The organism is Bradyrhizobium sp. Unk1 (assembly GCF_059512345.1).
Window position 1 is genome coordinate 1 of record NZ_JCAMOP010000022.1, and the last position, 25,525, is coordinate 25,525.

Sequence of the window (25,525 nt, forward strand, 5' to 3'; positions counted from 1 at the left end):
GTTGATGTGTCAGCTATGTCTCCGAACACCCGTCAGTGATCTGTCCGGGCTAAACACTTCGCGGGGCATGACAGCGGAGCCCCCCTCACAACTCCCGTGCATTCGAAAATGCAAACGAGCTCACCCGCCTTGTCGTCTCATCCAAAATCAGCGTGCGCGTGATCGGCGGCTCGGCGCGCTGGGCGCAGTTTTCGCGCTCGCAGAGGCGGCAGTTGACGCCGATCGGCGTGCCCTCCGTTTTCTCCAAATCCAGGCCGGAGGCGTAGACGAGGCGGGCGGCGTGACGGATCTCGCAGCCGAGGCCGATGGCGAAGCGCGGCTGCGGCAGCGGATGCGGCGCGACGGGGCGTCGCACCATCTGCGCGATCGAGAAATAGCGCGTGCCGTCGGACAGCTCGATCACCTGCTTCAACAGGCGATCCGGCGTGTCGAAGGTCGAGTGCACGTTCCACAACGGACAGGTGCCGCCGAATTTCGAGAACGGGAACGTGCCGGACGAAAAGCGTTTCGACACGTTGCCGGCATTGTCGACGCGCAGCAGGAAGAACGGAATGCCGCGCGCGTTCGGCCGTTGCAGCGTGGTGAGGCGATGGCAGACCTGCTCGAAGCCGGAATTGAAGCGCTGCGCCAGCACGTGGATGTCGTAGTTCAAGGCCTCCGCCGCGGCCAGGAATGCCGGGTAGGGCATCATCACGGCCGCCGCAAAATAGTTGGCGAGCGTGATGCGGAACAGGCGGCGCGGCGCGTCGTCGAGCGGGCCGGCACGGCCGATGATGGTCTCCAGATGCTGCGCGCATTCGCCCAGGCCGAGCTGGAAGGCGAGCTGGAACGCGCGGCCGGGCGGATCGACCAACTCGGAGATCAAGAGCTGGCGGCGATGGCGGTCGAAACGCCTGAGCGTCTCACGCATCACGTCGACCGGCATGATGCGGGTCTGGATCGAATGCTTTTCGCGCAGGCGTGCGGCGAGCGCGGCATAGAGCCCTTCGGCCGGCACGTTCAGTTCGTCGCGAAGCGTCTCCGCGGCCTGCTCCAGCTCCGGAAAATAGTTGCGGTTGGCCTCGATCAGCTCGCGCACGCGCTCAACGGGATTGGCCTCATAGCGCGTGCCGACGTCGCGGTCGGCCATCTGCGCCGCGGCCAAGGTCTCGCCCTGGCGTGCCTCGGCATAGGCGGCATAGAGCCGCTGCAGCGCATGGGTGACGCCGGGACAGAGCTCGGCGAGGTCGCGCAGTTCCTGCTTGGGAACGTCGATCTGGCGGAACAGCGGATCGGAGAAGATCTCGTTCAGCTCGGCGAAGAAGCGGTCCTCATCGGCGGTCGCGAGGTCGCGCAGGTCGAGGTCATAGGTCTCGGCCAGTCGCAGCAGGATCTGGGCCGTCACCGGGCGCTGGTTGCGCTCGATCAGGTTGACGTAGCTCGGCGAGATCCCGAGCCCCTCGGCGATCTGGGTCTGCGACAGCCCCAATTGCTGCCGGATCCGCCGGAAACGCGGGCCGACGAACAGTTTCTTCCCGGATACGGCGGGCATTTTCAGATCTCCCAAGGGAATGACAGACGCATCAAGGGCAGTCTTACTGACGTATATTATTTACAAGATTTACAAAATAACATCTATTACATGTTCTGATGTTACATGACATCACCATTCGAATACAAGGCCTCTGTACGAACTTCGCTTTCTAGCGTTTAGCTCATGACACGCATTTCGCAATGCACTGTCAAAAATGTCGATGACAAGTTGAGTTGTCATCAGCGAAAGGATCGTCAGATGAATTACCAGCCCCGTGGCATCAACGCCCTGCAGAGCCCGGCCTCGTATCAGAGCGAGATTAAGGCGGCCCAGGCGCTCCTCAAGACCCAGCCGACCTGGAACGGGGTGTCCGCCGAGGCCGTCGCGCGCATGCGCTTGCAGAACCGCTTCAAGACCGGTCTGGACATCGCCCGCTACACCGCGGCGCTGATGCGGGCCGACATGGCGGCCTATGACAACGATCCGACCAAGTACACCCAGTCGCTGGGCTGCTGGCACGGCTTCATCGCCCAGCAGAAGCTGATCTCGGTCAAGAAGCACTTCGGCGGCAAGACCGATCGCACCTATCTGTACCTGTCCGGCTGGATGATCGCGGCGCTGCGCTCCGAATTCGGCCCCCTGCCCGACCAGTCGATGCACGAGAAGACCTCGGTGCCCGCCCTGATCGAGGAGCTCTACACCTTCCTGCGTCAGGCCGACTCGCGCGAGATGAACGACATCTTCCGCAGCCTCGATAAGGCGCGCAAGGAAGGCGACAAGACCCGCGAGAAGGAGCTGATCGAGAAGATCGACAACTTCCAGACCCATGTCGTGCCCGTCATCGCCGACATCGACGCCGGCTTCGGCAACGCGGAGGCGACCTATCTGCTCGCCAAGAAGATGATCGAAGCGGGCGCCTGCGCGCTCCAGATCGAGAACCAGGTCTCGGACGAGAAGCAGTGCGGTCACCAGGACGGCAAGGTCACCGTGCCGCACGAGGTGTTCATCGCGAAGATCCGCGCCTGCCGCCACGCCTTCCTCGAGCTCGGCGTCGAAGACGGCGTCATCGTGACCCGCACCGACTCGCTCGGCGCCGGCCTGACGCAGCAGATCGCCGTCAGCCACAAGCCTGGTGATCTCGGCGACCAGTACAACAGCTTCCTGGATTGCGAGGAAGTCACGGCCGCGAACGCCCGCAACGGTGATGTCATCATCAACCGCGACGGCAAGATGATGCGTCCGAAGCGGCTGCCCTCCAATCTCTACCAGTTCCGTCCCGGCACCGGCGAAGACCGCTGCGTGCTCGACAGCATCACCTCGCTGCAGAACGGCGCCGACCTGCTCTGGATCGAGACCGAGAAGCCGCATATCGAGCAGATCGCCAAGATGGTCGACCGGATCCGCAAGGTGGTTCCGAACGCGAAGCTGGCCTACAACAACTCGCCGTCGTTCAACTGGACCATCAACTTCCGTTGGCAGGTCTACGACGCGATGAAGGAAGCCGGCCAGGACGTCAGCAAGTACAACCGCGCCGAGCTGATGAAGCCAGAATACGACGATACGCCGCTGGCGAAGGAAGCCGACGAGCGCATCCGCACCTTCCAGGCCGACTCAGCCAAGCGTGCCGGCATCTTCCATCACCTGATCACGTTGCCGACCTATCACACGGCGGCGCTGTCGACCGACAATCTGGCGAAGGAATATTTCGGCGACCAGGGCATGCTCGGCTACGTGAAGAACGTGCAGCGCGCCGAGATCCGCCAGGGTATCGCCTGCGCCAAGCATCAGAACATGGCCGGCTCCGACATCGGCGACGACCACAAGGAATACTTCGCCGGCGAGGCTGCCCTGAAGGCGGGCGGCACCCACAACACGATGAACCAGTTCGGCTAACGCACCACGCTATCCAAGAGGAGACTGACAATGACCAAAGGCAGCAATTTCTGGGTGATCGGCGGCGAGTTCGGTTCGATGAACTTCCACAAGCTGGTGGAAGGCTCCGCCCAGGTGCAGGGTCCGTTCAAGACCCGCACGGAAGCCGAGGAAGCCTGGCGCACCGTCTCGGAAGAAAACCGCCACAAGGCCGGCGTCCGCTTCTCGATCGTGGAAGAGCCGTCGCGGGTCTCGGCCTGACGGCTGCCTTGGAGCATGATCCGGAAAAGTGGGAACCGGTTTTCCGAGAGGATCATGCTCAAACAAAATTAGATCGTGATGCGTGATCGCATCACGATCGAATCAAGAAACGTCCAAGGACGGAGGGTCCCATCCGGCGCAAGCCGGGTGGGATCGTCTGTTTTTGGCACAGGTCAATCGGCTGTGGGCGGTGTAAGTCTCTGGAATTGTGGACCCTTTGCGGAGGGTTTGGTTGCTGATAGGTTAATGGGGGAAAGTCGAGGACGAGGCCGACAATGTCAGAGCCTGAGACCAGCGGGACCCATCCCATCCAGCCGCGCCCGGTGCGGCTGCGCGACGCGCTGCTGCGCGCACGGATCGAGGCCGCCGACCGCACCGGTGTGGTCGTCGATTTGCGCGACGCCGAGGTGGCGCGGCTGGAAATCCTCAACGACGCGCTCGATCCCCTGTTCGCGCAGGTGCCTGATAAGATCGATCTGTTCGATCGCGGAATCAGCCAGGGCGATACGCCCAGGCTCTGGATCGACGTCGTCGCACACATCGTGATGGGGCGCGACAAGCGGATGTATCGCTTCGTCCAGGACACCCGCTTCGGCCGCATCGTGCTCGCCGAATCGCACGACACCGCGGCGATCGTCGAAGCCGTGACCGACTACGTCGCCCGCCGCATGATCGAACGCGAGCACGCCATGGTGGTCCCGCCGGAGCCGAAGCCCGCGGCCGCCGAGCCGCCGCGCCGCTCGCGCCTCTGGCCGTTCGTGTTCGGGTTTGTGCTCGGCGCCGCCGCGCTGTTCGGCCTCGCTGTGCTGGCGGCGCTGCGGAGCTGGTGAGACGCCCTCCGGCGAACTAGATCAACCTTGCCTGCTTGATCTGCCGGATCTGAAATCCGGATCCGAGGCCACGAACCGTCTGCTCGCAGCGCCAGCCGGCATTGTCTTTCTCGATCGTGAACAAATTATACGCTGCCGCCGGGTAACGCCCGTGGGCGAGCGCGGAGGCCGACGGCACGCCGACCGCGGGGATGTTGCCGTTGGGGCCCTCGAACCACATCGTCGAATGAATGTGGTCGTGCCCGTGCAGGATCAGCTCGACGCCGTGACGCTTGATCAGTGCCAGCAGCGCGGCCGCATCGGTCATCCGTTTCTGGCGCGCGCCTGACTTCAGGGGATGATGCACCAGCAGCACGCGGAAGGCGTCCTCGGCGGCGAGGCGATCGAGGACCGCTTCGAGGGATGCGAGCTGATCGCGGCCGAGCGTGCCCGTCGCCATCAGCGGCAGCGTCGGCACCGCCGTGGACAGGCTGATCAGCGCGAGCGGCCCGCGTCGGCGCACGCCCGGAAAGCCGACACTGCCATCATCGCCCGCAAGGTAGGGTGCAAAGGTCTCGCCGAAGCGGTGAGAGGTGGCGCGGACATAGGCATCGTGATTGCCGGGAATGGTGGTGACGCGGTCGGGCGGACCGACGCCGTCGAGCCAGGCGCGCGCCGGCGCGAACTCCGCCTCCAGCGCCAGATTGACGAGATCGCCTGTGACCGCGATGTGGTCGGGCGTCTGCGCCTGGACGTCGGCGACGAGCGCGTCGAGCACCTCGCGGCGCTGGTATTTGTGGCGGTTGCGCGTCCAGTTGACGTAGCCGAGCGCGCGCTTGCCCGCGAGTTCGATAAGCCGTGGCTTCGGCAACGGCGGCAGGTGCGGGTCGGACAGATGGGCGAGCGTGAAGGGGGCCATGGCGCGCGATTGCCTCGCTATTCGTCCGCTGTAATGGCAAGGTCGCGAGGACTGTGCAAGCGGGGCCCGGGCAGGGGCCTCATGGAAGTTCTCTTGGTAGTTTTCTTGGGAGCCTGATGGGGGATCGTCTGAACAGCGTCCGACGGACATTCGAACCGCTGCTGCGGCGAATCTTCCATGCCTATTTCCTGCTTGTCCGCGGCATGACGCTCGGCGTCCGCGCCGTGGTGCTGGATTCCGAGAACCGGGTGTTCCTGGTCAGGCACAGCTACATCACCGGCTGGTATCTGCCCGGCGGCGGTGTCGATCTCGGCGAGACCATGGAGCAGGCGATGCGGCGCGAGCTCAAGGAGGAAGGTGACATCGACCTCACCGGTGACGCGGTGCTGCACGGCATCTTCCTCAACAGCCACGTCTCCCGCCGCGACCACGTCGCGGTCTACGTGGTCAGGCAGTTCAAGCAGGATCGCGTCCCTGAGCCCAACCACGAGATCGTCGAATGCGGCTTCTTCGCGATCACGGCGCTGCCCGAAGGCACCACGCACGGCACGCGGCAAAGGCTCGCGGAAGTGCTGGACGGCAAGCCGCTGACCGCGACGTGGCGTTAAAGGATTTGGCGTTTTAGCGATGTGATGTTGAAGCGGCGTGACGTTGAAGCGGCGTGACCTGGAAGCGATCGGGCCGAATCCTCAAGCCCGAACCGGCTGCCCGATCCCCAATAAATTACCTTCGCTGTCGCGGAACCAGGCGCCCCGCTCGCCGGTACCCTTGCTCGGATAGTTTCCCGTGATCTCCGCAATTCCATCAACGGTCTTCAAGCCGGGCAAATCATAGTCCTCGAACGCGACGCCACGTGCGCGAAGTTCGCGCACGGTTGCCTCGAGATCCTCGACGTCCCACCCCATTTGCGTGTGCGTGCCGGATTGCGTCCCGGCCGAGACGAATATCGCAAACTCGCCGGCCGCGCAGACGTAGCGGAGCCCACCCTCGCGCTGTTCGACCGGCTCCAGCCCGAGCTTTTCCGAATAGAACGCCCGCGCGCGGTCGAGGTCTTTGGCTGGAAGCCGGGTTGCCACTTTCGCGTTCTTCAGCATGCCCGTTCTCCTTGTCTTGCCTCGAGACGACGCTGGAGAGCTACGCGCTCATGACTCGACGCCCTGACGGCCCTGCTTCGCCTGCAGCTCCAGCACCAGCAGGCTCTGCTCCTGGATCAGCGCGCAGTTCTGCCGCTCCAGCCTGTGCAGTCGCGCCGTCATGTTGTGCATGAACGCGAACACCACCAGGAACAGGGCGCCGAACATCACGACGAACGGAAACACGACGCCGGTCAGATGGCTGACGAGATAGGCCAGTGTCGGAAACAGCGTGAAGCCGGCGGGGATGATCGCCACCATGGACAGCATCAGGAAGTCATAGAGATCGAACTTGCCTTGCAGCGTCTTGCGCAGCAGCATCAGCATGTAGATCAGCGCAAAGGCGGAGATGACGACGACCGTCTCCGGACTTGGAAGGGCATCTGTCACGGCTGCCTCCTCAGAATGTTCGACGAGATGATGGGACCACAAATCGGAACGGGGACGCTCGGCGTCATGACGCCCTCACGAGGCGCGCGAGCAGGATATAGCCGAGGACGCGGATCATGTAACTCGCCGATTTGAATCCGTCGATCGAGCTGACGCCGGTCTCCCGCGCCCGCATCTCGACCGGTACTTCGCTGACCGTGAGGCCTGCGCGCATCGCCCAGGCCAGCGAGATCGGTTCCGGAAAATCCGTCGGATACGCTTTTGCGAAGAAGGCGATGGCGGAACGGTCGAGCAATCGCATGCCGCTGGTCGGATCGGTGATGCGGCCGCCGCTGAAGAGGCCGTTGAGCGCAAGCACGATCAGCCTGATGCCGGCGCGCCGCATGCGCGTGGAGCAGAAGCCGGCATGGTCGATGAAGCGGCTTCCGATCGTGATGTTGGTCGGGTCCCTACGATAGGCCTCCAGAAGCGTCTCGATGGCACGCGGATCATGCTGGCCGTCACCGTCGATCTGGATGCAGAAATCGAAATCCTGACGCGCCGCGTATTTGATGCCGGTCTGCACGGCGCCGCCGATGCCGAGATTCTGCGCGAGGCGGGCGACCAGGGAGCGGCAGCTTGCCACCGCGGACGTCGCGTCCGACGAGCCGTCGTCGACGACCAGGGTGTGGTAGCCGCAGCCGGTTGCTGCGATCTCGCTCAGCAGACCGCCGACCGAGGCCTCCTCATTGAAGCAGGGAATGATGATGAGGACTCGCGACGTGCCCTGCTGCGGTGCGGCGGCACCGTTGTGGCATGTGTTAGTTGAATCCAAGCGCAGTCCCATATCGGCCACGTCTGCCTCACCTCCAGAATCCCCACTCTGCTATACTTGCCGGTGCTTTTCCTGTACAGGCGGCGGGTCATTTCAAGCTGTGTGGGGCCGCCCGGCGAATGCCGATGAGAGCTGTTAAAGTATTTTTTTCAATTGTGTTTCTGGCAATTCTGGCCAGCAACATCAGGCTGGTCTCGCATTGGAGCGAGAGCCGTGGCGTCTATGACGACATCTGCTATCTCAGGCAGGCGCATCTGTTCCAGCGCTTCGGCTGGCAGGGGCTCGACACCAGCCTCGCCCGTGAAACCGACGGCTATCTCGCGGCCAAGTTGCGCAGTATCGATTTTCCGAACTGGAACGAACCGACGCGGGCACCCTGCCACACTCAAACTGCCGACGGCAGCAAATGGGTGATGACGCCGCCGCCGGGCACGGGCTTCGTGCTGGCGCTGTTCCCGGAGGGGTTCCAGGTCGTTCCGCTCTACATGCTGGCCAACGCGATCGTCGCCGGCCTTGCGTTGTTCGGGTTGTGGCGGGCGCAGGAGAAGGCCGCCTTGACGCTCGCCGCATTGCTCGGCGCGCTCTCGATCTACTTCATGATCAATCCGACCAAGGCGAGCTATTCGATGGCGCCGACCATGGTCGTCTGCGCGCTGGCGGGTCTGTTCACCGCAAGATTTTTCGTCGGTGGAGGCCGGCGCCGCCTGCTGATGGTCGCCGCCGTCGGCCTGCTGCTCGGCCTGTCCGCGAGCTTTCGGATCGCGAACGTGGTTCTGTCGGCCGGCTATTTCCTGTTCTTCGGATTGTCGTTCCTGATCTGGCGTACCCGCGAGACGTTCGTCTCAGGTCTCGTGCTCGGCCTTTCGTTCCTCGTCGGGCTGTTGCCGGTGTTCGCGGCGAACCTGGTCAACTCAGGCAATCCGCTGGTCTCGGCCTATGGCGGCCAGGATACGGCCCCGCGGAGCCTCGATCCGGCCGTGCTGCAGGCCTATCTCCGCGACACGCAATTCCCGTTGATCGTGATCGCCTGCGTCGGGACCGCGCTGTTGTGGCGCTCCGCCGGCCATGGCGGCGCCAGAAAACTCGCGTTGCTGGTGGCGGGCAATCTCGCGCTGAATCTGGCGTTCTTTGCCACGCATCCGGTCTTCACGCAGTACTATGTCATCCCGATCCTGATGCTGTCGCTCTGGACGCTGCTGTTCGCGACGGTCCTCAGCCGCGGTCCGGCACAGGGGCTTTATCGCCCACGAGGCCGATGGACCGCGGCCGTCTGAGATGTTATCCCGCATCTCGCATTGACGCGTTTTCCTGACGCGAACCTGAAACCATTTCGCTCGAAGACGCATGCCGACATGACCGATCTCTCGCTCACCATCCTTCCGGAAGCCGCCGGTGACGCCCAGGCGATCGAACGGCTGCACGAGCGCACCTTTGGCCCCGGCCGTTTCGTGCTCAGCGCTTACCGCATTCGCGAGCACGTCGACCATCTGCTCGAATTGTCCTTCACGGCCCGCATCGGCACGCTTCTGGTCGGCTCGGTCAGGCAATTGCCGGTGCTGGTCGGCGAGACGCAGGCCCTGCTGCTCGGGCCGCTCACCGTCGAGCCGCCGTTCCGCGACCGCGGCATCGGCCGTCTCCTGATCGAGCGCGCGCTGAAGGACGCCAAGGAGAAAGGTCACGCCATCGTGCTGCTGGTCGGCGACGAGCCCTATTACAGCCGCGTCGGCTTCAAGCAGGTAGCCAAGGGCCGCGTCACCATGCCCGGCCCGGTCGACGCCGCGCGCGTCCTGGTGTTCGAGCTCGTCGACGGCGCTTTCGAGGGCGTGTCGGGGCAGGTCACGCCCGACTGGAGCAAGGCGCGGGCGGGGTAGGGTCGTTCGCAGCCCGGGTTGCGCTGCGCTCCATCCGGGGTACGATACCTTTTGCGGAGTCTCGACAATGCAGGTGCGGCCCGCTGATGCCGGTGAAGTCGATCATCTCGCTCAGCTGTGGCACGATGCCTGGCATGGCTCGCATGCCTCGCTTGCGCCGTCGGAGCTGGTCCGCCTCCGCACGCTCTCGAGTTTTCGCCATCGGCTCGCGGTCATGCTTCCCGATATCCGCGTCGTCGGCCCGGCCGGCGCCCCGCTCGGCCTCTGCGCCCTCAGGGCTGACGAATTGTATCAGCTCTTCGTATCGCCGAAGGCGCACGGCGCGGGCGTCGCAGCGGCGCTGATCTCCGACGCAGAGGCCCGCCTTGCCGCGCGCGGCGTGGAGCTGGCGTGGCTGGCCTGCGCCGTCGGCAACGCGCGCGCTGCGCGGTTCTACGAGAAGAGCGGTTGGCGCAACGCCGGCACCTTCGTGATGATGTCGGAGACCTCGAACGGGCCGTTCCCCGTCGATCAATGGCGCTTCGAGAAGCGGCTGACGCGCAGCCCGTAGCCCGGATGGAGCGGAGCGCAATCCGGGAAGGTCTTTCCGTCAGGTGAGAAACCCCGGATTTCGCTCCGCTCCATCCGGGCTACGGTTCACTCAACGCGCGTGTGCCGGGGCCCGTGGGCCCCGGCTGCCGCAAGGCTAGAACTTGAAGTTGGCGAACGCCCGCACGCCGATGCCGGGCATCAGAACCTCGTCCTTGGTGTAGGACACCGAGTTGCGGATGCTTTCGTTGAGGAGATTGTTGCCGACGATGCCGGCCGTCATCTCGCGCGCGCCGAACAGACGCGGATCGAGCTTGGTCTTGTAGCTGACCTCGGCCTTCAGCAAATTGTAGCCCGCCGTCGGCGTCTCCGCGATCACGGCGACATTGTTCTGCGCGAAGGCGTGCAACAGGTTGACGCGCATCAGCCAGTTGTCGTCGCGCCAGAACACGCCGCCGCCTATCCGCAGCGGCGGAATGCGCGGCACGTTGGTGCCGTCGGTGAAGGTGGCGCGCACCACGTCGAACTGGTTCTCGATGCCCCAGATGCCGCCCTGGAATGCACCGACGTCGAGCTGCGACTGGAATTCGCCGCCGCGGAAGTTGGCGTTGGCCTGCGAATACACCGCCTGGTTCAGCTCGGCGCCCGGCGTGCCGCAGGACGCGAAATTGTCGTCGCACATCACGCCGGTGAGGCGGCGAAAGATGAAATTGTCGAAATGCGTGTAGTAGACGGTCGCCTCGAAGCGGAACGGCCCCGTCGCCTTGCGGACGCCGACCTCGACCGACTTCGCGGTCTCGATGGCGAGGTTCGGATTGCCGATGTCGAACGTCGCGGTCGCATCATGCGCGCCGCGCGAGAACAGTTCCGCGGCCTTGGGCGCGCGCTCGACATATTGCGCGGTGATGCTGCCGACCATACCCCCCGGCAGGTCCTGCAACAGGCCGATGCTGCCGCTCTTCGGCGTGAAGGACGGATTGCGTGCGATGCCCACCTGCGGCGTGCCGTCGGGTAGATAATCCGCCGGGAAGTTCGGCGTCGTGCCGTGCAGCTCGACATGCTCGATGCGGCCGGCGATCTGCGCTCGCGTTGCTTCCGTGAACTTGAACTCGTTGAAGGCGTAAGCGGCAACGCGGGTGTTGTTGTTGGGGTCCCACAGGCCGTTGAACAGCGTGCCGGGATTGTCAGGGCTCGGCGCGGTCAATTCCTGATGGCCGACCTGAAAGCCCAGCGCGGTCGTCACTTCGGCGAAGCGCGCGTTGAACGGCATCAGCTGCACCTCGGTGCGGATCTCCTGCTCCTTGTTGGTGAAGGTCTGCCTTACGCCGTCAGTGTTGGGATTGGCGGGATCGGCAAGGCCGATCTCGTTGTGCCGATAGTCGGTCGCGCCGGCCCAGAAGCGGATGGCGTCGATCGCTGCAGCGTCGGGATGGTACTCGCCCTTGACGTTGATCTTGGTCTGATGACCGTCGATCCGTGTGTTGTGGTCGGCGCCGTCGATGCCGGGGATATGGTAGAGCGAGTCGTTCTGCGTGATCGACGCGCCGATATAGCCGCCCTGGAAGAAGTAGGAGCCGCCGATCGAGGCGCCGTCCGTGCGCGACGCCGAATTGGGCTGGCGCCCGTTTGTGATGGTCCGGGTCTGGTCGGTCAAATAGGGGTAGCTCGGGATGCCGTAATCCGTCGTGTTGCGGCCGTAGACGTCGGCATGGAAGGCGAAGTTGCCCGCGCCGGTGTCGAGCAGCACGCCGCTCTCGACGCCGCGATCGACCGAGCTGAACGCGCTGCGCGTTTCGGCGGTGACGCAGGGCGAGGTTGCGGCGCTCGCGAGCGGCGCCTTGACCGGCATGCCATAGCTTTGGAACGGCTGAGTGCCGCAGCTCGGCAGCGCATCCGGAATCCGGTTGTTGGTGGCGCTGACGACGCCGCCGATCGAGGTCGATCCATAGCGCAAGGCGGCCGGCCCGCGCACCACTTCGACCTGATTGGTCGCGAGCGTATCGATCGGGACGAAATGATCCTCGCCGAGATCGGAGGCGCCGTTCGCATTGGTGCCGTTCTCGACGATGCCGACGCGGTTGACGTCGAGGCCCCGGATGATCGGCCGGCTGGAGGCGCCGGGCGCAAAGCTCGAGCCGGTAATGCCGGGCTTGGAGAACAGCAGATCGCCGAGCTGGCCGCCGCCCTCGCGGCGGATCTCCTCGTTCGGCACCACCGTGACGGTGGCGAACTGGTTGGTGACGATTGGCAGCACGCCCTGCTGGGGCGTGGCGGCCGTCGCTGGCGCTGCCGGCGTTGCTTCGGCCGTGCGTTGCTGGCTGCGCGACCGTCCGGTGCGCGCGACATGGACCGGGCTGCGGGTCGGCACCACCCTGCGCACGATCGGGCTCGGCGCCGTCACGGTGACGGAGGGGAGCTCGGTCGATGATTTATCTTGCGCAGGCTGTTGTACCGGCTGTTGGGCGAGCGCCGATGTGGCGGCGGCGCCGAGCAGGAGCAGGCTTGCTCCACCGAGACGCTGCGCGCGTCGCAATTCAAATGACATGGTCCTGATTCCAGTCAGGCGCCGTCCGCGAGATTTGGTGCTGATCGGAGGCGGCCTGCCGTCGCAGCGCGACGGAATTCGACTTCAACTGCTCCCGTGCGTTCGCCTGAAAGCGGCGAGCCGGGTGTGATCAAGCGCTGTTGGAAGTCAGGACGCGGGAGGGGCGCGCGGCTGAAACGCCGTGCCGGCCGAGTTCAGATGGATGAATTCGGCGTCTAGGGTGCGGTAGAGCAGGTCGATCGCCTGCGGCAGCAGCAAGAGAGGCGGCGCCGCGAACATGACGGTGCCCGCCATCGCGACCAGGGCGCAGATCGCGCAATTGTCCTCGCCCGGCTGCTCCCGGTCGGGGCCGGCGGGCGATTGCCTCTCGACCGCGGCGCGGTCGATTGAAGCGATGCTCTTGCTGCCGTCGGTCTGCTGGAGCGAGGACTGGGCGAAGGGAGCGGCCTGGGCGAACCAATGGCTGTGGCCGAACGTCAGCCCGAACTGCACCAGCATCGCGAACAACGCGAGCCGGGCGCCGTGCCTGATATTCGACCGGAACCACTTCATCTGGAAAAGCCACCCCACATCGCAGGGATCAATTCCCCTGATCTCGCGATGTTATAATGTAACATCGCAGCTTAGATCAGCGGATGTCAACAGCGAGCGGACCAATGCGCGCTGGCAGCCGAATCGATGTGTCGTTCGGGCAACTAGCGCGATGGGTTGAATTCGAATCGAGTTGGGCCAACAGCGGTGCTCTCTCCGTTCCCTCCCCCCTTGCGGGGGAGGGGCAGGGAGGGGGGGGCCAGACGGGGACTCTTTCCGTCGCCTACCCGCGCTCGATGCATCGCTAACAACTGATGACACCTATTGCTGGGCCACCCCTCTCCCTAGCCCTCCCCCGCGAGGGGGGAGGGAACGCACCGCCGTCGCGGCGCTAGGCGAGTCTCATCCATCCCGCTTCAGGAGATCAGCGCCCTTCGCGGACCCAGGTGGCGGCAAACGCGCCGAGCAGCAGCAGCAGGCCGATCAGGCCGGCGAAGATCGGCAGCACGCCGACGCCCTTCACGACGCTGGCGTCGCGCATCCGCACGCCCATCCAGCCATCGCCTGCGAAGACGCTCGCCGAGCGCACCGGTACGATGCGCGGCAGCTCGACGCTGGTGCCGTCGACCACGCGCACGGCGTTGCCGCCGGTCGCCTGCGTCAGCGGCTTCAAGGTTTCAGTCGTGGAGGTGACTTCCGAGAACTCCTTCGGATTGGTCGGGCCGACATTGATCAGCGCCTTCAGCGTGCCGTCGGTCGCCTGCCACAGGCCGAGCTCGCTGGCCGGCAGGCTGGCGCGCCACTCGCCGGGATCGGCAGGGCTGAGCGTCAGGTCCTGCGACACGCCCGACGGCGAGGTCACGCTGACCGGCTGGACGCTGTCCGACATGGTCTGGCGCACCACGACGAGATCCTTGCCCTGCACCTGGAGGCGCAGCGCCTCCTCATCGAGGTCCGGCTGCTTCATCAGCCAGTGCGACATCCGCCGCAAGAGATCGAGATGCGGACCGCCGCCTTCATAGCCGCGCGCCCACAGCCAGATGTGGTCGGAGAGCAAGAGCGCGACGCGGCCCTCGCCGAAGCGCGACAGGAACAGGAGCGGCTTGCCGTCGACGCCCGTCATCACCGGCGGGTTGACCGCGTTGCGGGTGTCGACGGTGCGGAAGAACCGGCTCCAGCGCGGCGGCTCGGAGGCCGAGCCTTCGAGGCCGCGCGTGACCGGGTGGCGTTTGCCGATCTCCGACAGATGCGCATAGAACGGCTTTTCGGTCACGCCGACGGGTTCTGCCGGCAGCACTGAATCCAGTGGCGTGCGCCAGATGCTGGTGTTGGAGGCATAATCAGGGCCGGCCGAGACCAGCACCGCGCCGCCCGCGCGGACATAGCGCGCGATGTTGTCGAAATAGGCGATCGGCAGCACGCCTTGGCGGGCGTAGCGGTCGAAGATGATCAGCTGGAATTCGTTGATCTTCTGCTGGAACAGCTCGCGGGTCGGAAACGCGATCAGCGACAGCTCGTTGATCGGCGTGCCGTCCTGCTTCTCCGGCGGACGCAGAATGGTGAAGTGCACGAGGTCGACGCTGGCGTCGGACTTCAGCAGGTTGCGCCAGGTGCGCTCGCCGGAATGCGGCTCGCCCGAGACCAGCAGCACGCGCAGCTTGTCGCGCACGCCGTCGATGGCGACGACCGCGCGGTTGTTCACCGGCGTCAGCTCATTGGCGAGCGGCGAGGCCTCGATCTCGACGATGTTTGGGCCGGCGTGCTTGATGTCGACGTCGACGCTTGCGCTCTGGCCGCTTCCCAGCGTGCGCTCGCTCAGGACCTCGCCGTCCCTGCGGATCGTGACCTTGGCGCGCTCGCCGGTGACGCCCTGGTCGTCGAGGCGGTAGGTGATGGTCTGGGTCTGCCCGACGATGCCGAAGCGCGGCGCCGCCGTGATCGCGATGCGGCGGTCGCGCTCGTCCTTCTGCCCGGTGATCAGCGCGTGCACCGGTGCCTGGAAGCCGAGCCCGGCGGTGTTGGCCGGGATGTCGTGGACCCGGCCGTCGGTGATCAGGAACGCGCCGGCGACGCGGTCGACCGGCACGTCCGACAGCGCGGTGGCCAGCGCCCCGAACAGTTTTGTGCCGTCGGTCTCGCCATCGGCCTGTCCGGCGTCGACGACGCGGACCTCGAGGCCCTTGATCTTCTTCAGGCTGTCGACCAGCGCTTCCTGCGCCTGCGCGGCCTCGCGATTGCGGTTGCCGAAATTCTGGCTCGGGCTCTTGTCGACGACTATGGCGGCGACCGAGGTGAGCGGATCGCGGTCCTCGCGGGTAAAGGAGGGATTGGCGAGCGCCAGCAGGAACAGCGCCAGCGCGGCCACGCGCACGGCAGCGCCCCGCGCGCGCGCCAGCAGCAGCACGAGCGCAACCACGACGATCGCGGCGAGCGCGAGCCACAGGACGATCGCGGGAACAAGCGGCGTGAACGCTATGCCGTAATTCATGTCGATCCTATTGCCCCAGACGTTCGATCAGGGCCGGTGCGTGCACCTGGTCGGCCTTGTAGTTGCCGGTCAGGGTGTACATCACGATGTTGGCGCCGGCGCGGTAGGCGAATTCGCGCTGGCGGGCGTCGCCGCCGGACATCGGCAGCATGAACTGACCGTCGAGCCGCTGCGCCCAGGCGCCGGCCAGATCGTTCGAGGTGATGATGATCGGCGAGACGCCGTCGCCGCCGCGGGCCGGCCGCTGCGCGCTGTCGTCGTCCTCATCGCGCGGCAAGGCCTCGACCCAGGTCTGGCCGGTGCTGAAACGGCCCGGGAAGTCGCGCAACAGATAAAAAGTCTTGGTCAGCACGTGCTCGCGCGGCACCGGCTCGAGCTCGGGCACGTCGAGCGACGACAGGATCTCGCGCAGCGTCTGCATGCCCGGGGTCTGTGCGGCGCCGTTCTCGCCGGGCGGCGCTTCGATCGCGTCGCGGGTGTCGAACAGCACGGTGCCGCCCTGCTTCATGTAGGCGTCGATCTTGTTGATGGCATCCTGCGGCGGCTTGGGCGCGCCCGGCACGATCGGCCAGTAGATCAGCGGGAAGAAGGCGAGCTCGTCGCGTCCGGGATCGATGCCGACGGGATCGCCGGCCTCCAGCGCGGTGCGCTGCGCCAGGAATTGCGTCAGACCGGACATGCCGGCCTTGACGATGGAATCGACGTCGGCATTGCCTGTCACGACATAGGCGAGGCGGGTTTGCGACACCGCCTTCATGGCGAACTCGTCGGAGGCGCCATCGGCGTGCGACGGCGCGGGCGCAAGCGACACCAGGCCTGCAAGCGCCAGCCCGAAGACGATCATGGCTGTCGCGGCGCGCCGGCGCAGCAGCGCGGCGATTCCGCCGCCGAGCACCGCGACGATGATGGCGTCGATCAGGAACAGCGCGAGCGCCGTCGACAGCAGCCAGCCGCGCAGGTCGCGCGGCTCGGCATTGGTGTAGGTCGCGTGCCGGGCGCGCAGGCCTGCGGTGTTCAGCGCGGCGATGCGGTCGGAAGCTGCGAGCGTGTTCACGGCGAGCGGTCCTTCTGCCGGACCATAGAAGCCGGGCGGATGATCAGGCGTGGCGCGGTCGCGATAATCCGCGGGCAGCGGCTTCGCGGTGGCCGGCGGCGGCCCGAACGCGCCGAAGCCGTCGAGGATGTGCAGCGGCGCCACCGTCTCGGTGCTCGCCTCGCCCGCGACCCCGGGCCCTGGCTTGGCGGTGTAGCCGGACATGTCGACGACCCGGCGCAGCATTTCGACGAAGGTGCCCGACATCGGCAGGTCGGACCAGCGCATGTCGGCGCTGACGTGGAACAGGCTGACCAGGCCCTTGCCGCGATGCTCGCCGGTGACGAGCGGCGTGCCGTCTTCCAGCGAGGCCCAGCTCTTGGTGGCGAGCACCGCGTCGGGCTCGGCCAGGACCTGGCGGTTCACGGTGACGTCCTTGGGGACTGCGACGCCGGCAAACGGGCCGTCGGCGGCGAAGCCGGCGAGATGCTGCGGCTTCTCCCAGGTCAGGCTGCCGCCGAGCGTGCGGCCGCCCTTGCGCAGCTTGACCGGCACGAGATCGTCCTCGGCCTGGGCCAGCCTTGGACCGGCGAAACGCACCAGCACGCCGCCCTGGTCGATCCAGGCGTTGAGACGCTCGCGGATTTCAGGGGCGACGGTGCCGACATCGGCGAGGATGATCATCGGCAGCTTCTGGTCGAGGAATTGCGTGATGCCCTGCTGCGGCGAGCCCCGGTCGGCGAGCCGCACGTCGGCGAACGGCGCCAGCGCACGGGTCAGGTAGAAGGTCGGCGCCAGCAGCGGCTGCGCGGTCTCGCTGGTCGTGCCGGTGACGATGCCGATGGCGCGGCGGCGCCACCGCTTGTCGAGCAGTTGCACCGCGCCGGCCGAACGCTCGCCCGATATATCGAGCCGCGTAATGTCGTTGCGCAGCTCGACCGGCAGGTCGAACGAGGCTTCGGTCTCCTTGTCCTGCGGGCCGAACGAATAACGCGCTTCGCCGATCGGCGAGGACTTCTGGTCCAGCGCGCGCACGGTGCCGACGGCGATACCGCTGTCGGTGCGCAGCACCTTCACCGTCATCTTGGCGGCGGCGTTCTCGGCGGCGACGAGCGCCAGCGGGGAGGACGTGCCGCCTTCGAACACCGTCAGGCTGCGATCTCCGATGGTCTTGCCAAGGCCCTGCACGAAGTCCTCGCCGCGGCCGGTATCGACGCCATCCGACAGCCAGGCGATCTCGCAGTCGCCGGTCGCCTTCAGGAAACGGTCGATGGCGGTCAGGGTTTCAACGCGATCGATCGAGTAGGGCTTTGGCGCGAGCTGGCGCAGTGCGACGCGCGCCGCACCCGCAGGCATCAGGGTGATGTCGCGATTGGGCTCTGACAGCGGCACCAGCGCGATCGCGCGGCGGTCGTTGTCGGCATTGGCGATCAGCTCGTCGGCGGCCCTGACCCTGACATCCCAGTGCGATGCGGCGCTCCAGCCGTCGTCGAACATGATCATCAGCGGCGCCTTGCTGCCGGCGGCGCCTGTTTGCGGATTCCAGATCGGGCCGGCGGCGGCGAAAATGACGAGGGCCGCAGCCAGGAGCCGCAGCGCGGTCAGCCACCACGGCGTCCGCGAGGGCGTCTCTTCGCGAGGTGCGATGTCGAACAGCAGGCGCGTCGGTGGAAACTCGATGCGGCGCGGCCGCGGCGGTATCACGCGCAGCAGCCACCACAGCACGGGCAGACTGACGAGGCCGATCAGGAGCAGCGGTTCGGTGAAGGCGAGCGGCAATCCCATCATGCGGCCGGCCCCACCTTGATCGTCGTGGTGCGGTTGCCCGACTTGCTCACCTGCATGCCTGCATGCAGGAACAGCAAGAGCTCGGCGGCGGAGCGGTCGGTCGTATGGGTGGTGAACAGCCAGTCGAGCCTGCTGGTCTCGGCGCGGATCTGGTCGCGGTGCAGCGCGAGCCGCGCGGTGTAGTCCTGCGCCCAGGTCTCGGCGCGGCCCGCCGTGATCACGCCGAAGCCCTCGGGCTCGACGAACTCGATGCGGCCGGAATAAGGGAACGACTCTTCGGCGGGATCGACCACCTGCACCATCGTGCCATGCGCGCCGGAGCCGGACAGGCCCGCGAGCGTGGATTTGATCTCCGCGATCGGCGACCAGAAATCCGACAGCACGATGATCTCGGCGAGCGCGGAAGGCACGAAGGACGGCGGCAGGCTCAGCCGGTCCGCATCGTCATGCAGCATCGCCTGCGCCATCTTGTCGATGACGCTGCGGCTCGCGGTCGGCGCCATCAGTCCGGGAATGCCGACGCGTTCGCCGCCCGAGACCAGCAGCTCGGCCAGCGCGAAGGCAACGATCAGCGTCCGCTCGAGCTTGGATTCGCGCGCGGTCTTGGAGGCGAAGGCCATCGAGGGCGACCGGTCGGGCCAGATCCAGACCGTGTGCGAGGCTTCCCATTCAAGCTCGCGCACATAGAGATGGTCGTCGCGCGCCGAACGGCGCCAGTCGACGTTCTGCGCCGGCTCGCCGGAGACGAAGCGGCGGTATTGCCAGAAGTTTTCGCCGGAGCCGGCGCGGCGCCTTCCGTGCAGGCCGTGGATGACGTTGGCGGCGATACGGCGGGCTTCGAGCACCAGGCGTGGCAGCGAAGCGGCGAGCGTACGGCTTTCGCCATCGGCACGTCGGATCGCGATGATCTCCTTCGCCGTGTGCCCGTTGTCTGCGACCATCAACCGATCCGAGCCTTCAATTGTTTGATCACGTCCGGAATCGTGCGGCCTTCGGCGCGCGCCTGGAACGTCAGCGCCATGCGGTGCTTCAATATGGGCTCGGCGAGGTCGAGCACGTCGTCGATCGAGGGCGCCAGGCGTCCGTCGATCAGTGCGCGTGCGCGCACGGCGAGCATCAAGGATTGGCTGGCGCGCGGGCCGGGACCCCAGGCGATGAACTTGCCGGTCTCGCCGCTCTCCTCGCCCGGGCGAGCCGAACGGACCAGCGACAGGATCGCCTCCACCACGGAATCGCCGACCGGCAGACGGCGGATCAGCCGCTGCGCGGTGATCAGCGCATCTGCGTTCATCGATCCCCTCGCCAGCGTCTCCTCGGCACCCGTGGTCTCGAACAGGATGCGGCGCTCGGCGTCGCGATCGGGATAGTCGACGTCGATCTCCATCAGGAAGCGGTCGAGCTGGGCTTCCGGCAGCGGATAGGTGCCTTCCTGCTCCAGCGGGTTTTGCGTGGCGAGCACGTGGAACGGCTTCGGCAGGTCGTGCCGCGCGCCGGCGACGGTGATGTGCTGCTCCTGCATCGCCTGGAGCAGCGCCGACTGCGTGCGCGGGCTGGCGCGGTTGATCTCGTCGGCCATCAGCAGCTGCGCGAACACGGGACCGGAGATGAAGCGGAAGGAACGCTTGCCGGCGGTGCTCTCATCGAGCACTTCGGCGCCGAGAATGTCCGACGGCATCAAATCGGGCGTGAACTGGATGCGCTTGGCATCGAGACCCAGCGTGACGCCGAGCGTCTCGACCAGCTTGGTCTTGGCGAGGCCGGGCACACCGATTAGCAGCGCATGACCGCCGGAGAGGATGGTGACGAGCGTGTTCTCGATCACCCGATCCTGGCCGAAGATGACGGACGCGATTGCGTCTTTCGCCGCGCGAATCTGGCTCGACACCTGCTCGGCCGAACGGACGATTCCGTCTTCCAGTTTCTCGACACTTTCCGCCATCCGTCAGCTCCTTAAAGTCCGCCACGCGGCCCGCTTGCGTCGTCAGATCATCACAAGTCGCACATGGGCCCTATGCTAGACTTGCAGGAAGGCCATGTATTCGTTGAATTAACCTATCCCCACCTTATCGGCTTAGGGATATGTAGGGCATCACGAAGTGGCGACCTCCACACCGGGCTAATCCGGTGTGGAACCGCGCACCCGGGTACAACGTAAAACCTGCACCAATCGTGCCAACGGACAAAGTCAGGGCAAACCATGGCGAACCAAGGGCAGAGCGCCGATCGAGGTCTTGAGGGGCTGACTGCCGCCGCCAAAAGTGCTGCCAATGCCGACGGCGCCACGAAGGGCCTGCCGCCGGTGCATCTTTGGAATCCGCCGTTTTGCGGCGATCTCGACATCCGAATCGCTTCCGACGGTACTTGGTTCTACATGGGTACGCCGATCGGCCGCCCTGCGCTGGTTCGCCTGTTCTCGACGGTCCTGAAGCGCGAAGGCGACAAGCATTTTCTCGTCACGCCTGTGGAGAAAGTCGGCATTCGCGTCGACGACGCGCCGTTCATGGCGGTCGAGATGCAGAAGGACGGCGAGGACAACCATCGCGTGCTCCGCTTCCGCACCAATGTCGACGACTGGGTCACCTGCGATGCCGCGCACCGGCTGCGCTTCGAGCAGGCCAGGGAGGGCGGGCTGACGCCATACTTGCATGTCCGCGCCGATCTCTGGGCCAAGGTCACCCGGGCGCTCTATTACGATCTGGTTGACATGGGTGAGGAGCGGATGGTCGATGGCCAGCCGATGTTCGGCGTCGAGTCGGCCGGCGAATTCTTCGCCATGGCCGACGCGGAGCAGGTGAGGGCCGCACTTTGAACAAGCCTATCCTGAAGAGCGGTCCGGTCGTGATCGGCGCGGCCGATTTCTTCGCCCGATCCACGGCGAGGCTCGGCTTCGAGGTGCCGCCCGGCCTCTACGATCCGAACATCATCCCCGCCTCGGGCGATCCCGGCACCGACAAGATGCTCGAGATCGTCGCGCGCGAGCAGCCGGTGCGGCCGGCTGCGGTCCTGATCGCCGTGGTCGACCGTCCCGAGCCGACCATCCTGCTGACGCAGCGCTCGGCGCATCTCAACGACCATGCCGGCCAGATCGCTTTCCCCGGCGGCAAGATCGACGCGACCGACGCCTCGCCGCTCGATGCGGCTTTGCGCGAGGCCGAGGAGGAGGTCGGCCTGTCCAGAGACTTCGTCGAGCCGATCGGCTACCTCGATCTCTACGGCACCGCTTTCGGCTTCCGCATCCTGCCGACGGTCGCCAAGGTGCGGCCCGGCTTCGAGCTCACCATCAACCATTCCGAGGTTGATGATGCCTTCGAGGTACCGCTATCCTTCCTGATGAACCCGGTGAACCACCAGGTGCACAGCAAGGAATTCCGCGGCATGGAGCGGTTTTATTACGCGATGCCGTTCGCGGAACGCTACATCTGGGGTGCGACGGCCGGAATGCTGCGTGTGCTGTATGAGCGGATCTACTCATCATGATCCGGCCGGCTCTGACCGAGATCGGAATCTTCCTCATCCCTTTTGCCGTCTATGCGCTGTTCCTGGCCGCCACCCGCTCCGGCCTGTTCGCGCGATCATCCTGGCCGGTCACCGTCGTCGCGCGCCTGGTCCTGGCCGCGCTCGTGCTAGTCATCGCGGGGCTGATCGGCTTCGCGCATTTCTCCGGCGCCGCACCGGATTCGACCTACGTACCCGCCCATGTCGAGAACGGCAGGCTCGTGCCGGGCGTGGAAAAATAGGGGCTGGACCATGAGCGCAGAGCCGTTACTCGCCAATGCGCCCTGGCTGACCTCCGGCGGGACGGCGCGCGTCCTGGCACTGCTCAACGCCGACGGCGAGGAAGCGCGCGTGGTCGGCGGCGCCGTGCGCAATGCGTTGCTCGGTCTCGTGCCTGGCGACATCGACATCGCAACCACCGCGTTGCCCGACGAGGTGATCCGCCGCGCCAAGGCTGCCGGCATCAAGAGCGTGCCGACCGGCATCGACCACGGCACCATCACGCTCGTCATCGACGGACACCCTTACGAGGTCACGACGTTGCGCGAGGACACCGAAACCTTCGGCCGCAAGGCCAGGGTCGCGTTCGGCCGCGACTGGGTGAAGGACGCCGAGCGCCGCGACTTCACCATGAACGGACTGTCGGCCGATGTGCGAGGTGTCGTCTACGACCATGTCGGCGGGATCGCGGATGCGGCCGCGCGGCGCGTGCGCTTCATCGGTGATCCCGACCAGCGCATCGCCGAGGACTATTTACGCATCCTGCGCTTCTTCCGCATCCACGCCGCCTTCGGGGCCGGCGAGCCCGACCGCGACGGCTATCTCGCCTGCATCCGGGGACGTGCGGGGCTTGCGAGCCTGTCGGCCGAGCGGGTGCGCTTGGAGATGCTGAAGCTGCTGGTCGCTCACGGTGCCTCCGATGCCGCGCGCGCGATGGCGGATGGCGGGTTGCTGCAAGCGCTGAGCGGAGGCGTCGTCTATACCGGGCCGCTGTCGGCCATGATCGCGATCGAGGGCGAGCTTGGCTTGCCGGCAAGCAGCACGCGGCGGCTCGCCGCGCTGACGGTCGCCGTGACCGAAGATGCCAAGCGCGTCGCCACGCGCCTGAGGCTCTCCAATGCGGAAAGCAAGGCGCTGGATTCGATGGGGCACCGCTGGTGGCGCTTCGCCACCAAGGACGAGGCCAATGCGCGGCGGTTGCTCTACCGGCTCGGCGCGGAGCGCTATCACGATCGCGTGTTGCTCGGCTGGGCGCGGGACGGCGGCGACGTCGGATCGTCGCGCTGGCGTGCGCTCGCCGAGTTGCCGCAGCGCTGGACTGCGCCGAAATTTCCGCTTCGCGCCGCCGACTTCATTGCGCGGGGCATGGCGGAAGGACCCGCGCTCGGGCATGTGCTGACGCTTGCCGAGGACGCTTGGCTTGCGGCGGATTTTCCCCTAGAGGAAGCCGCGCTCGCTTCCATCGCCGATCAAGCAGCGGCACGCGTCAGCCGCGACGAGAGAAATTGAACATCGTCTCAGGCTTCGCCGACATCTCGGTCCTTCAGCTCCTGCTGGTCGCGTTGATGGCGTTGTTTGCTTCGATCATCGGTGGTCTCGCCGGCTACGGCACCGGCGCCCTGATGCCGCTCGTGCTGGTGCCGCTGGTCGGCGCCGAGCCCGTGGTGCCGATCATCGCGATCTCCGCGATCTTCACCAATTCGAGCCGCGCGCTCGCCTATCTGCGCTATGCCGATCGCCGCCGCGCGCTGATCGTGCTGGCCTGTGCGGCGCTGACGACCGCGCTCGGCGCCTACGGCTACACGCGGCTGACCAATGCGGGCGCAGCACTCGTGATCGGCTCCATGCTGATCCTGAGCGTGCCGCTGCGCCGCGTGCTCCGCCGCCGCCAGGTCAGGATCGGCGACACCGGCCTTGCCGCCGGCTCGGTCGGCTATGGCGTGCTGGTCGGCGGCACCTCGGGCTCCGGCGTGATCCTGCTCTCGCCGCTGATGGCCGCGGGCCTCGAAGGCGCCGCCGTGATCGCGACCGATGCGATGATCTCGCTCGGCACCGGTCTCATCAAGATCTCGGTGTTCGGCCTTGCCGGCGCCGTCAATGCGCAAGTGCTCGCCTTCGCGCTGCTGATCGGCGCGATCGCCATCCCCGGCGCGTTTCTGGCAAAAGCCTTCGTCGAGCGGATGCCGGTGCACATCCACACGGCGATCCTCGATGTCGCTGTCATCACCGGCGGGCTGGTGATGATCTCGGCGGCGGCAAGGTCGCTGATCGCATAGATGGCTCCGGTCCAATTGGCGTTCGCGGCTAGACCGTGAATCGAACCTCGTGCTCATGGACGTCGGCTTCCGAGCACAAACCGGAAGTCGCCCGGCTTAGCCGTCATCGGCGGCTTATGACCCCGTAGCTCTCTCTCACCTGCGGCGCGGATGTGGTGCCTTTTCCAAGGCAGGTCAACGGTGCTGACATTTGCAAATGCAGGACAATGGCCCAATCACACTTGGCGTCGAATTGGTCGCAACAAGCCTGCGGATCATGTGCCGGCATGCTCGCTACATCATGACTGACGCGAATAGCCGCAGAAGTCCTCAGTACCGACCGTGTGACCCAGGGATGTTGATGCTGTGCCGCAGTCGCAATGATGCAAACCATCCAGACCAGAGGCGGTATAATCTTCAATCGCCTTACGTGTACTCGTAGGAGCTTGCCACTGGCAGCATGCGGCAATGCGCGTGATCTTCATCATGCCTCGAAACAGCGGCGCGCCGTGAGCGTCGGCATGGAGGCTTTGATGCGGCAAAGTCGATAGGACGTACTCACAATTGTTCGCTCAAATAAACCATCGTCTGTGCGGGTTGAATTGGGCAGTGGAGCAGCAGCCTTGTCAGGAAGAAAACTTACAACTAGAGTACGAGTGCGGCAGTAAGACACCGAACTGATTTCAGCAGGGAGGGATTGATTATGGCCTCGCACATCAAGCCACAACCGAATTTCAATCGGCGTTGGTTCCTTGCAGGAGCCGCCGGCGGCGCAATGCTTCCCGTAGCGGCGCACGCGGCAGGACCAAATAAGAAGCAAAAACGCGGAATTTTCGCGGACGAGATGGGCACTGCGAAGGACGATTTGGAAGATAAGGTAGCTGATTTCTCGTACCAAAGTGACGTCCTCGCACAGTGGATCGTCGATATATGGACAGGTCCCGCCAACAATCCCCTGATCACACCCAGTACGGGTACGATATCCATGGCGCAGTACCTGGCGCGCTCGACTGCAGCAAAAGCAGCCCTTGCGGCTCGGGGCATCTATTTGGAGAAACCCATCGTCATCACGGAAGACGAGTTCGATGCTGGGTTCAGTTTGGCAGACGCAGGGCTCGAAAGAACCGTCGGGGTCGTTCTGGTGCTGCCGAGACCCACACGTCCGACTCTTGGGCAGCCTCTGCTCGAGACGGCCAAGTTGCTGATGGCCATCACGCCGAACGGAATCTAGCGGTATCGCAATCCGTCTCGGATGCGACAGAGTGTCTCTGGCTGGGGCG

Annotated in this window: 24 protein-coding genes; 13 read left to right on the plus strand and 11 right to left on the minus strand. The window is 65.6% G+C overall.

Annotation, left to right across the window (positions count from 1 at the left end):
• Positions 1-85: 85 nt before the first annotated feature.
• A complete protein-coding gene (locus AC5ZFO_RS26460; RefSeq protein WP_282524401.1) occupies positions 86-1,531 on the minus strand; it encodes a helix-turn-helix domain-containing protein in 1,446 nt (481 codons plus the stop codon).
• A 240-nt stretch (positions 1,532-1,771) separates the two neighbouring features.
• Between AC5ZFO_RS26460 and AC5ZFO_RS26465 the strand changes: the two genes are divergently transcribed.
• The 3 genes from AC5ZFO_RS26465 to AC5ZFO_RS26475 all read left to right on the plus strand — a co-directional run bounded on the left by AC5ZFO_RS26465 (position 1,772) and on the right by AC5ZFO_RS26475 (position 4,476).
• A complete protein-coding gene (locus tag AC5ZFO_RS26465) occupies positions 1,772-3,406 on the plus strand; it encodes an isocitrate lyase (protein WP_282524400.1) in 1,635 nt (544 codons plus the stop codon).
• A gap of 30 nt (positions 3,407-3,436) precedes the next feature.
• Positions 3,437-3,646 (plus strand): DUF4170 domain-containing protein, encoded by a 210-nt coding sequence (locus tag AC5ZFO_RS26470; RefSeq protein ID WP_282524399.1) that lies wholly within the window; start codon positions 3,437-3,439, stop codon positions 3,644-3,646.
• 275 nt (positions 3,647-3,921) lie between these two features.
• Entirely contained in the window at positions 3,922-4,476 is a 555-nt protein-coding gene (locus AC5ZFO_RS26475; RefSeq protein WP_282524398.1) for a hypothetical protein, read from the plus strand.
• Positions 4,477-4,492: 16 nt separating this feature from the next.
• Here the strand turns inward: AC5ZFO_RS26475 and AC5ZFO_RS26480 are convergent, their stop codons facing one another.
• Entirely contained in the window at positions 4,493-5,374 is an 882-nt protein-coding gene (locus AC5ZFO_RS26480; protein ID WP_282524397.1) for a metallophosphoesterase family protein, read from the minus strand.
• 116 nt (positions 5,375-5,490) lie between these two features.
• On the opposite strand from AC5ZFO_RS26480, the gene AC5ZFO_RS26485 reads away from it, so the two are divergent.
• The gene (locus AC5ZFO_RS26485; RefSeq protein WP_282524396.1) at positions 5,491-5,982 is read left to right on the plus strand and encodes an NUDIX domain-containing protein; all 492 of its coding nucleotides are present in this window, start codon (positions 5,491-5,493) and stop codon (positions 5,980-5,982) included.
• 81 nt (positions 5,983-6,063) lie between these two features.
• On the opposite strand, the gene AC5ZFO_RS26490 is transcribed toward AC5ZFO_RS26485, so the two are convergent.
• The 3 genes from AC5ZFO_RS26490 to AC5ZFO_RS26500 all read right to left on the minus strand — a co-directional run bounded on the left by AC5ZFO_RS26490 (position 6,064) and on the right by AC5ZFO_RS26500 (position 7,711).
• A complete protein-coding gene (locus tag AC5ZFO_RS26490) occupies positions 6,064-6,468 on the minus strand; it encodes a VOC family protein (protein WP_282524395.1) in 405 nt (134 codons plus the stop codon).
• Between the two features lie 48 nt (positions 6,469-6,516).
• Positions 6,517-6,897, minus strand: a complete 381-nt coding sequence (locus AC5ZFO_RS26495) for a DUF2304 domain-containing protein (RefSeq protein WP_282524394.1) — start codon at positions 6,895-6,897, stop codon at positions 6,517-6,519.
• Between the two features lie 64 nt (positions 6,898-6,961).
• The gene (locus AC5ZFO_RS26500; protein WP_496122806.1) at positions 6,962-7,711 is read right to left on the minus strand and encodes a glycosyltransferase family 2 protein; all 750 of its coding nucleotides are present in this window, start codon (positions 7,709-7,711) and stop codon (positions 6,962-6,964) included.
• Positions 7,712-7,836: 125 nt separating this feature from the next.
• Here AC5ZFO_RS26500 and AC5ZFO_RS26505 point away from each other — a divergent pair, with 125 nt between their 5' ends.
• The 3 genes from AC5ZFO_RS26505 to AC5ZFO_RS26515 all read left to right on the plus strand — a co-directional run bounded on the left by AC5ZFO_RS26505 (position 7,837) and on the right by AC5ZFO_RS26515 (position 10,132).
• The gene (locus AC5ZFO_RS26505) at positions 7,837-8,985 is read left to right on the plus strand and encodes a hypothetical protein (RefSeq protein ID WP_496122807.1); all 1,149 of its coding nucleotides are present in this window, start codon (positions 7,837-7,839) and stop codon (positions 8,983-8,985) included.
• 78 nt (positions 8,986-9,063) lie between these two features.
• Complete coding sequence (locus tag AC5ZFO_RS26510; RefSeq protein WP_282524391.1) at positions 9,064-9,582, plus strand: GNAT family N-acetyltransferase; 519 nt, start codon at positions 9,064-9,066, stop codon at positions 9,580-9,582.
• A gap of 67 nt (positions 9,583-9,649) precedes the next feature.
• Entirely contained in the window at positions 9,650-10,132 is a 483-nt protein-coding gene (locus AC5ZFO_RS26515) for a GNAT family N-acetyltransferase (RefSeq protein WP_282524390.1), read from the plus strand.
• A 135-nt stretch (positions 10,133-10,267) separates the two neighbouring features.
• On the opposite strand, the gene AC5ZFO_RS26520 is transcribed toward AC5ZFO_RS26515, so the two are convergent.
• The 6 genes from AC5ZFO_RS26520 to AC5ZFO_RS26545 all read right to left on the minus strand — a co-directional run bounded on the left by AC5ZFO_RS26520 (position 10,268) and on the right by AC5ZFO_RS26545 (position 20,434).
• Positions 10,268-12,655 carry a TonB-dependent receptor gene (locus tag AC5ZFO_RS26520; protein WP_282524389.1) on the minus strand — a complete coding sequence of 796 codons (2,388 nt, stop codon included), beginning with the start codon at positions 12,653-12,655 and terminating at the stop codon, positions 10,268-10,270.
• A gap of 147 nt (positions 12,656-12,802) precedes the next feature.
• On the minus strand, positions 12,803-13,207 hold the full coding sequence (locus AC5ZFO_RS26525) for a DUF2946 domain-containing protein (protein ID WP_282524388.1): 405 nt from the start codon (positions 13,205-13,207) through the stop codon (positions 12,803-12,805).
• Positions 13,208-13,610: 403 nt separating this feature from the next.
• On the minus strand, positions 13,611-15,674 hold the full coding sequence (locus AC5ZFO_RS26530; RefSeq protein ID WP_282524387.1) for a hypothetical protein: 2,064 nt from the start codon (positions 15,672-15,674) through the stop codon (positions 13,611-13,613).
• A 7-nt stretch (positions 15,675-15,681) separates the two neighbouring features.
• Positions 15,682-18,495: a DUF4159 domain-containing protein gene (locus AC5ZFO_RS26535; protein ID WP_282524386.1), complete on the minus strand. Its 2,814-nt coding sequence runs from the start codon at positions 18,493-18,495 to the stop codon at positions 15,682-15,684.
• Positions 18,492-19,436: a DUF58 domain-containing protein gene (locus AC5ZFO_RS26540; protein WP_282524385.1), complete on the minus strand. Its 945-nt coding sequence runs from the start codon at positions 19,434-19,436 to the stop codon at positions 18,492-18,494. Before AC5ZFO_RS26540 ends, AC5ZFO_RS26535 begins: the two co-directional genes overlap by 4 nt.
• Entirely contained in the window at positions 19,436-20,434 is a 999-nt protein-coding gene (locus tag AC5ZFO_RS26545; protein ID WP_038935379.1) for an AAA family ATPase, read from the minus strand. Before AC5ZFO_RS26545 ends, AC5ZFO_RS26540 begins: the two co-directional genes overlap by 1 nt.
• Before the next feature lie 258 nt (positions 20,435-20,692).
• Between AC5ZFO_RS26545 and AC5ZFO_RS26550 the strand changes: the two genes are divergently transcribed.
• From AC5ZFO_RS26550 to AC5ZFO_RS26575, 6 genes are all read left to right on the plus strand, one after another.
• Positions 20,693-21,304, plus strand: coding sequence for a DUF1285 domain-containing protein (locus tag AC5ZFO_RS26550; protein WP_282524384.1), 612 nt, complete (start codon positions 20,693-20,695; stop codon positions 21,302-21,304).
• Complete coding sequence (locus tag AC5ZFO_RS26555; protein WP_282524383.1) at positions 21,301-21,972, plus strand: CoA pyrophosphatase; 672 nt, start codon at positions 21,301-21,303, stop codon at positions 21,970-21,972. Before AC5ZFO_RS26550 ends, AC5ZFO_RS26555 begins: the two co-directional genes overlap by 4 nt.
• Positions 21,969-22,232, plus strand: coding sequence for a DUF6111 family protein (locus AC5ZFO_RS26560; protein ID WP_282524382.1), 264 nt, complete (start codon positions 21,969-21,971; stop codon positions 22,230-22,232). Before AC5ZFO_RS26555 ends, AC5ZFO_RS26560 begins: the two co-directional genes overlap by 4 nt.
• Positions 22,233-22,242: 10 nt before the next feature.
• Positions 22,243-23,499: a CCA tRNA nucleotidyltransferase gene (locus AC5ZFO_RS26565; protein WP_282524381.1), complete on the plus strand. Its 1,257-nt coding sequence runs from the start codon at positions 22,243-22,245 to the stop codon at positions 23,497-23,499.
• On the plus strand, positions 23,496-24,266 hold the full coding sequence (locus AC5ZFO_RS26570) for a sulfite exporter TauE/SafE family protein (protein ID WP_282524380.1): 771 nt from the start codon (positions 23,496-23,498) through the stop codon (positions 24,264-24,266). The genes AC5ZFO_RS26565 and AC5ZFO_RS26570 overlap by 4 nt, the downstream gene beginning before the upstream one ends.
• Positions 24,267-24,948: 682 nt before the next feature.
• Complete coding sequence (locus AC5ZFO_RS26575) at positions 24,949-25,476, plus strand: hypothetical protein (protein WP_282524379.1); 528 nt, start codon at positions 24,949-24,951, stop codon at positions 25,474-25,476.
• Positions 25,477-25,525 lie beyond the last annotated feature (49 nt).

Coding starts and splice junctions, on each gene's coding strand:
- AC5ZFO_RS26460 (WP_282524401.1), bottom strand. CDS start 1,531: ATGCCCGCCGTATCCGGGAAGAAACTGTTCGTCGGCCCGCGTTTCCGG.
- AC5ZFO_RS26465 (WP_282524400.1), top strand. CDS start 1,772: ATGAATTACCAGCCCCGTGGCATCAACGCCCTGCAGAGCCCGGCCTCG.
- AC5ZFO_RS26470 (WP_282524399.1), top strand. CDS start 3,437: ATGACCAAAGGCAGCAATTTCTGGGTGATCGGCGGCGAGTTCGGTTCG.
- AC5ZFO_RS26475 (WP_282524398.1), top strand. CDS start 3,922: ATGTCAGAGCCTGAGACCAGCGGGACCCATCCCATCCAGCCGCGCCCG.
- AC5ZFO_RS26480 (WP_282524397.1), bottom strand. CDS start 5,374: ATGGCCCCCTTCACGCTCGCCCATCTGTCCGACCCGCACCTGCCGCCG.
- AC5ZFO_RS26485 (WP_282524396.1), top strand. CDS start 5,491: ATGGGGGATCGTCTGAACAGCGTCCGACGGACATTCGAACCGCTGCTG.
- AC5ZFO_RS26490 (WP_282524395.1), bottom strand. CDS start 6,468: ATGCTGAAGAACGCGAAAGTGGCAACCCGGCTTCCAGCCAAAGACCTC.
- AC5ZFO_RS26505 (WP_496122807.1), top strand. CDS start 7,837: ATGAGAGCTGTTAAAGTATTTTTTTCAATTGTGTTTCTGGCAATTCTG.
- AC5ZFO_RS26510 (WP_282524391.1), top strand. CDS start 9,064: ATGACCGATCTCTCGCTCACCATCCTTCCGGAAGCCGCCGGTGACGCC.
- AC5ZFO_RS26515 (WP_282524390.1), top strand. CDS start 9,650: ATGCAGGTGCGGCCCGCTGATGCCGGTGAAGTCGATCATCTCGCTCAG.
- AC5ZFO_RS26520 (WP_282524389.1), bottom strand. CDS start 12,655: ATGTCATTTGAATTGCGACGCGCGCAGCGTCTCGGTGGAGCAAGCCTG.
- AC5ZFO_RS26525 (WP_282524388.1), bottom strand. CDS start 13,207: ATGAAGTGGTTCCGGTCGAATATCAGGCACGGCGCCCGGCTCGCGTTG.
- AC5ZFO_RS26530 (WP_282524387.1), bottom strand. CDS start 15,674: ATGAATTACGGCATAGCGTTCACGCCGCTTGTTCCCGCGATCGTCCTG.
- AC5ZFO_RS26535 (WP_282524386.1), bottom strand. CDS start 18,495: ATGATGGGATTGCCGCTCGCCTTCACCGAACCGCTGCTCCTGATCGGC.
- AC5ZFO_RS26540 (WP_282524385.1), bottom strand. CDS start 19,436: ATGGTCGCAGACAACGGGCACACGGCGAAGGAGATCATCGCGATCCGA.
- AC5ZFO_RS26545 (WP_038935379.1), bottom strand. CDS start 20,434: ATGGCGGAAAGTGTCGAGAAACTGGAAGACGGAATCGTCCGTTCGGCC.
- AC5ZFO_RS26550 (WP_282524384.1), top strand. CDS start 20,693: ATGGCGAACCAAGGGCAGAGCGCCGATCGAGGTCTTGAGGGGCTGACT.
- AC5ZFO_RS26560 (WP_282524382.1), top strand. CDS start 21,969: ATGATCCGGCCGGCTCTGACCGAGATCGGAATCTTCCTCATCCCTTTT.
- AC5ZFO_RS26565 (WP_282524381.1), top strand. CDS start 22,243: ATGAGCGCAGAGCCGTTACTCGCCAATGCGCCCTGGCTGACCTCCGGC.
- AC5ZFO_RS26575 (WP_282524379.1), top strand. CDS start 24,949: ATGGCCTCGCACATCAAGCCACAACCGAATTTCAATCGGCGTTGGTTC.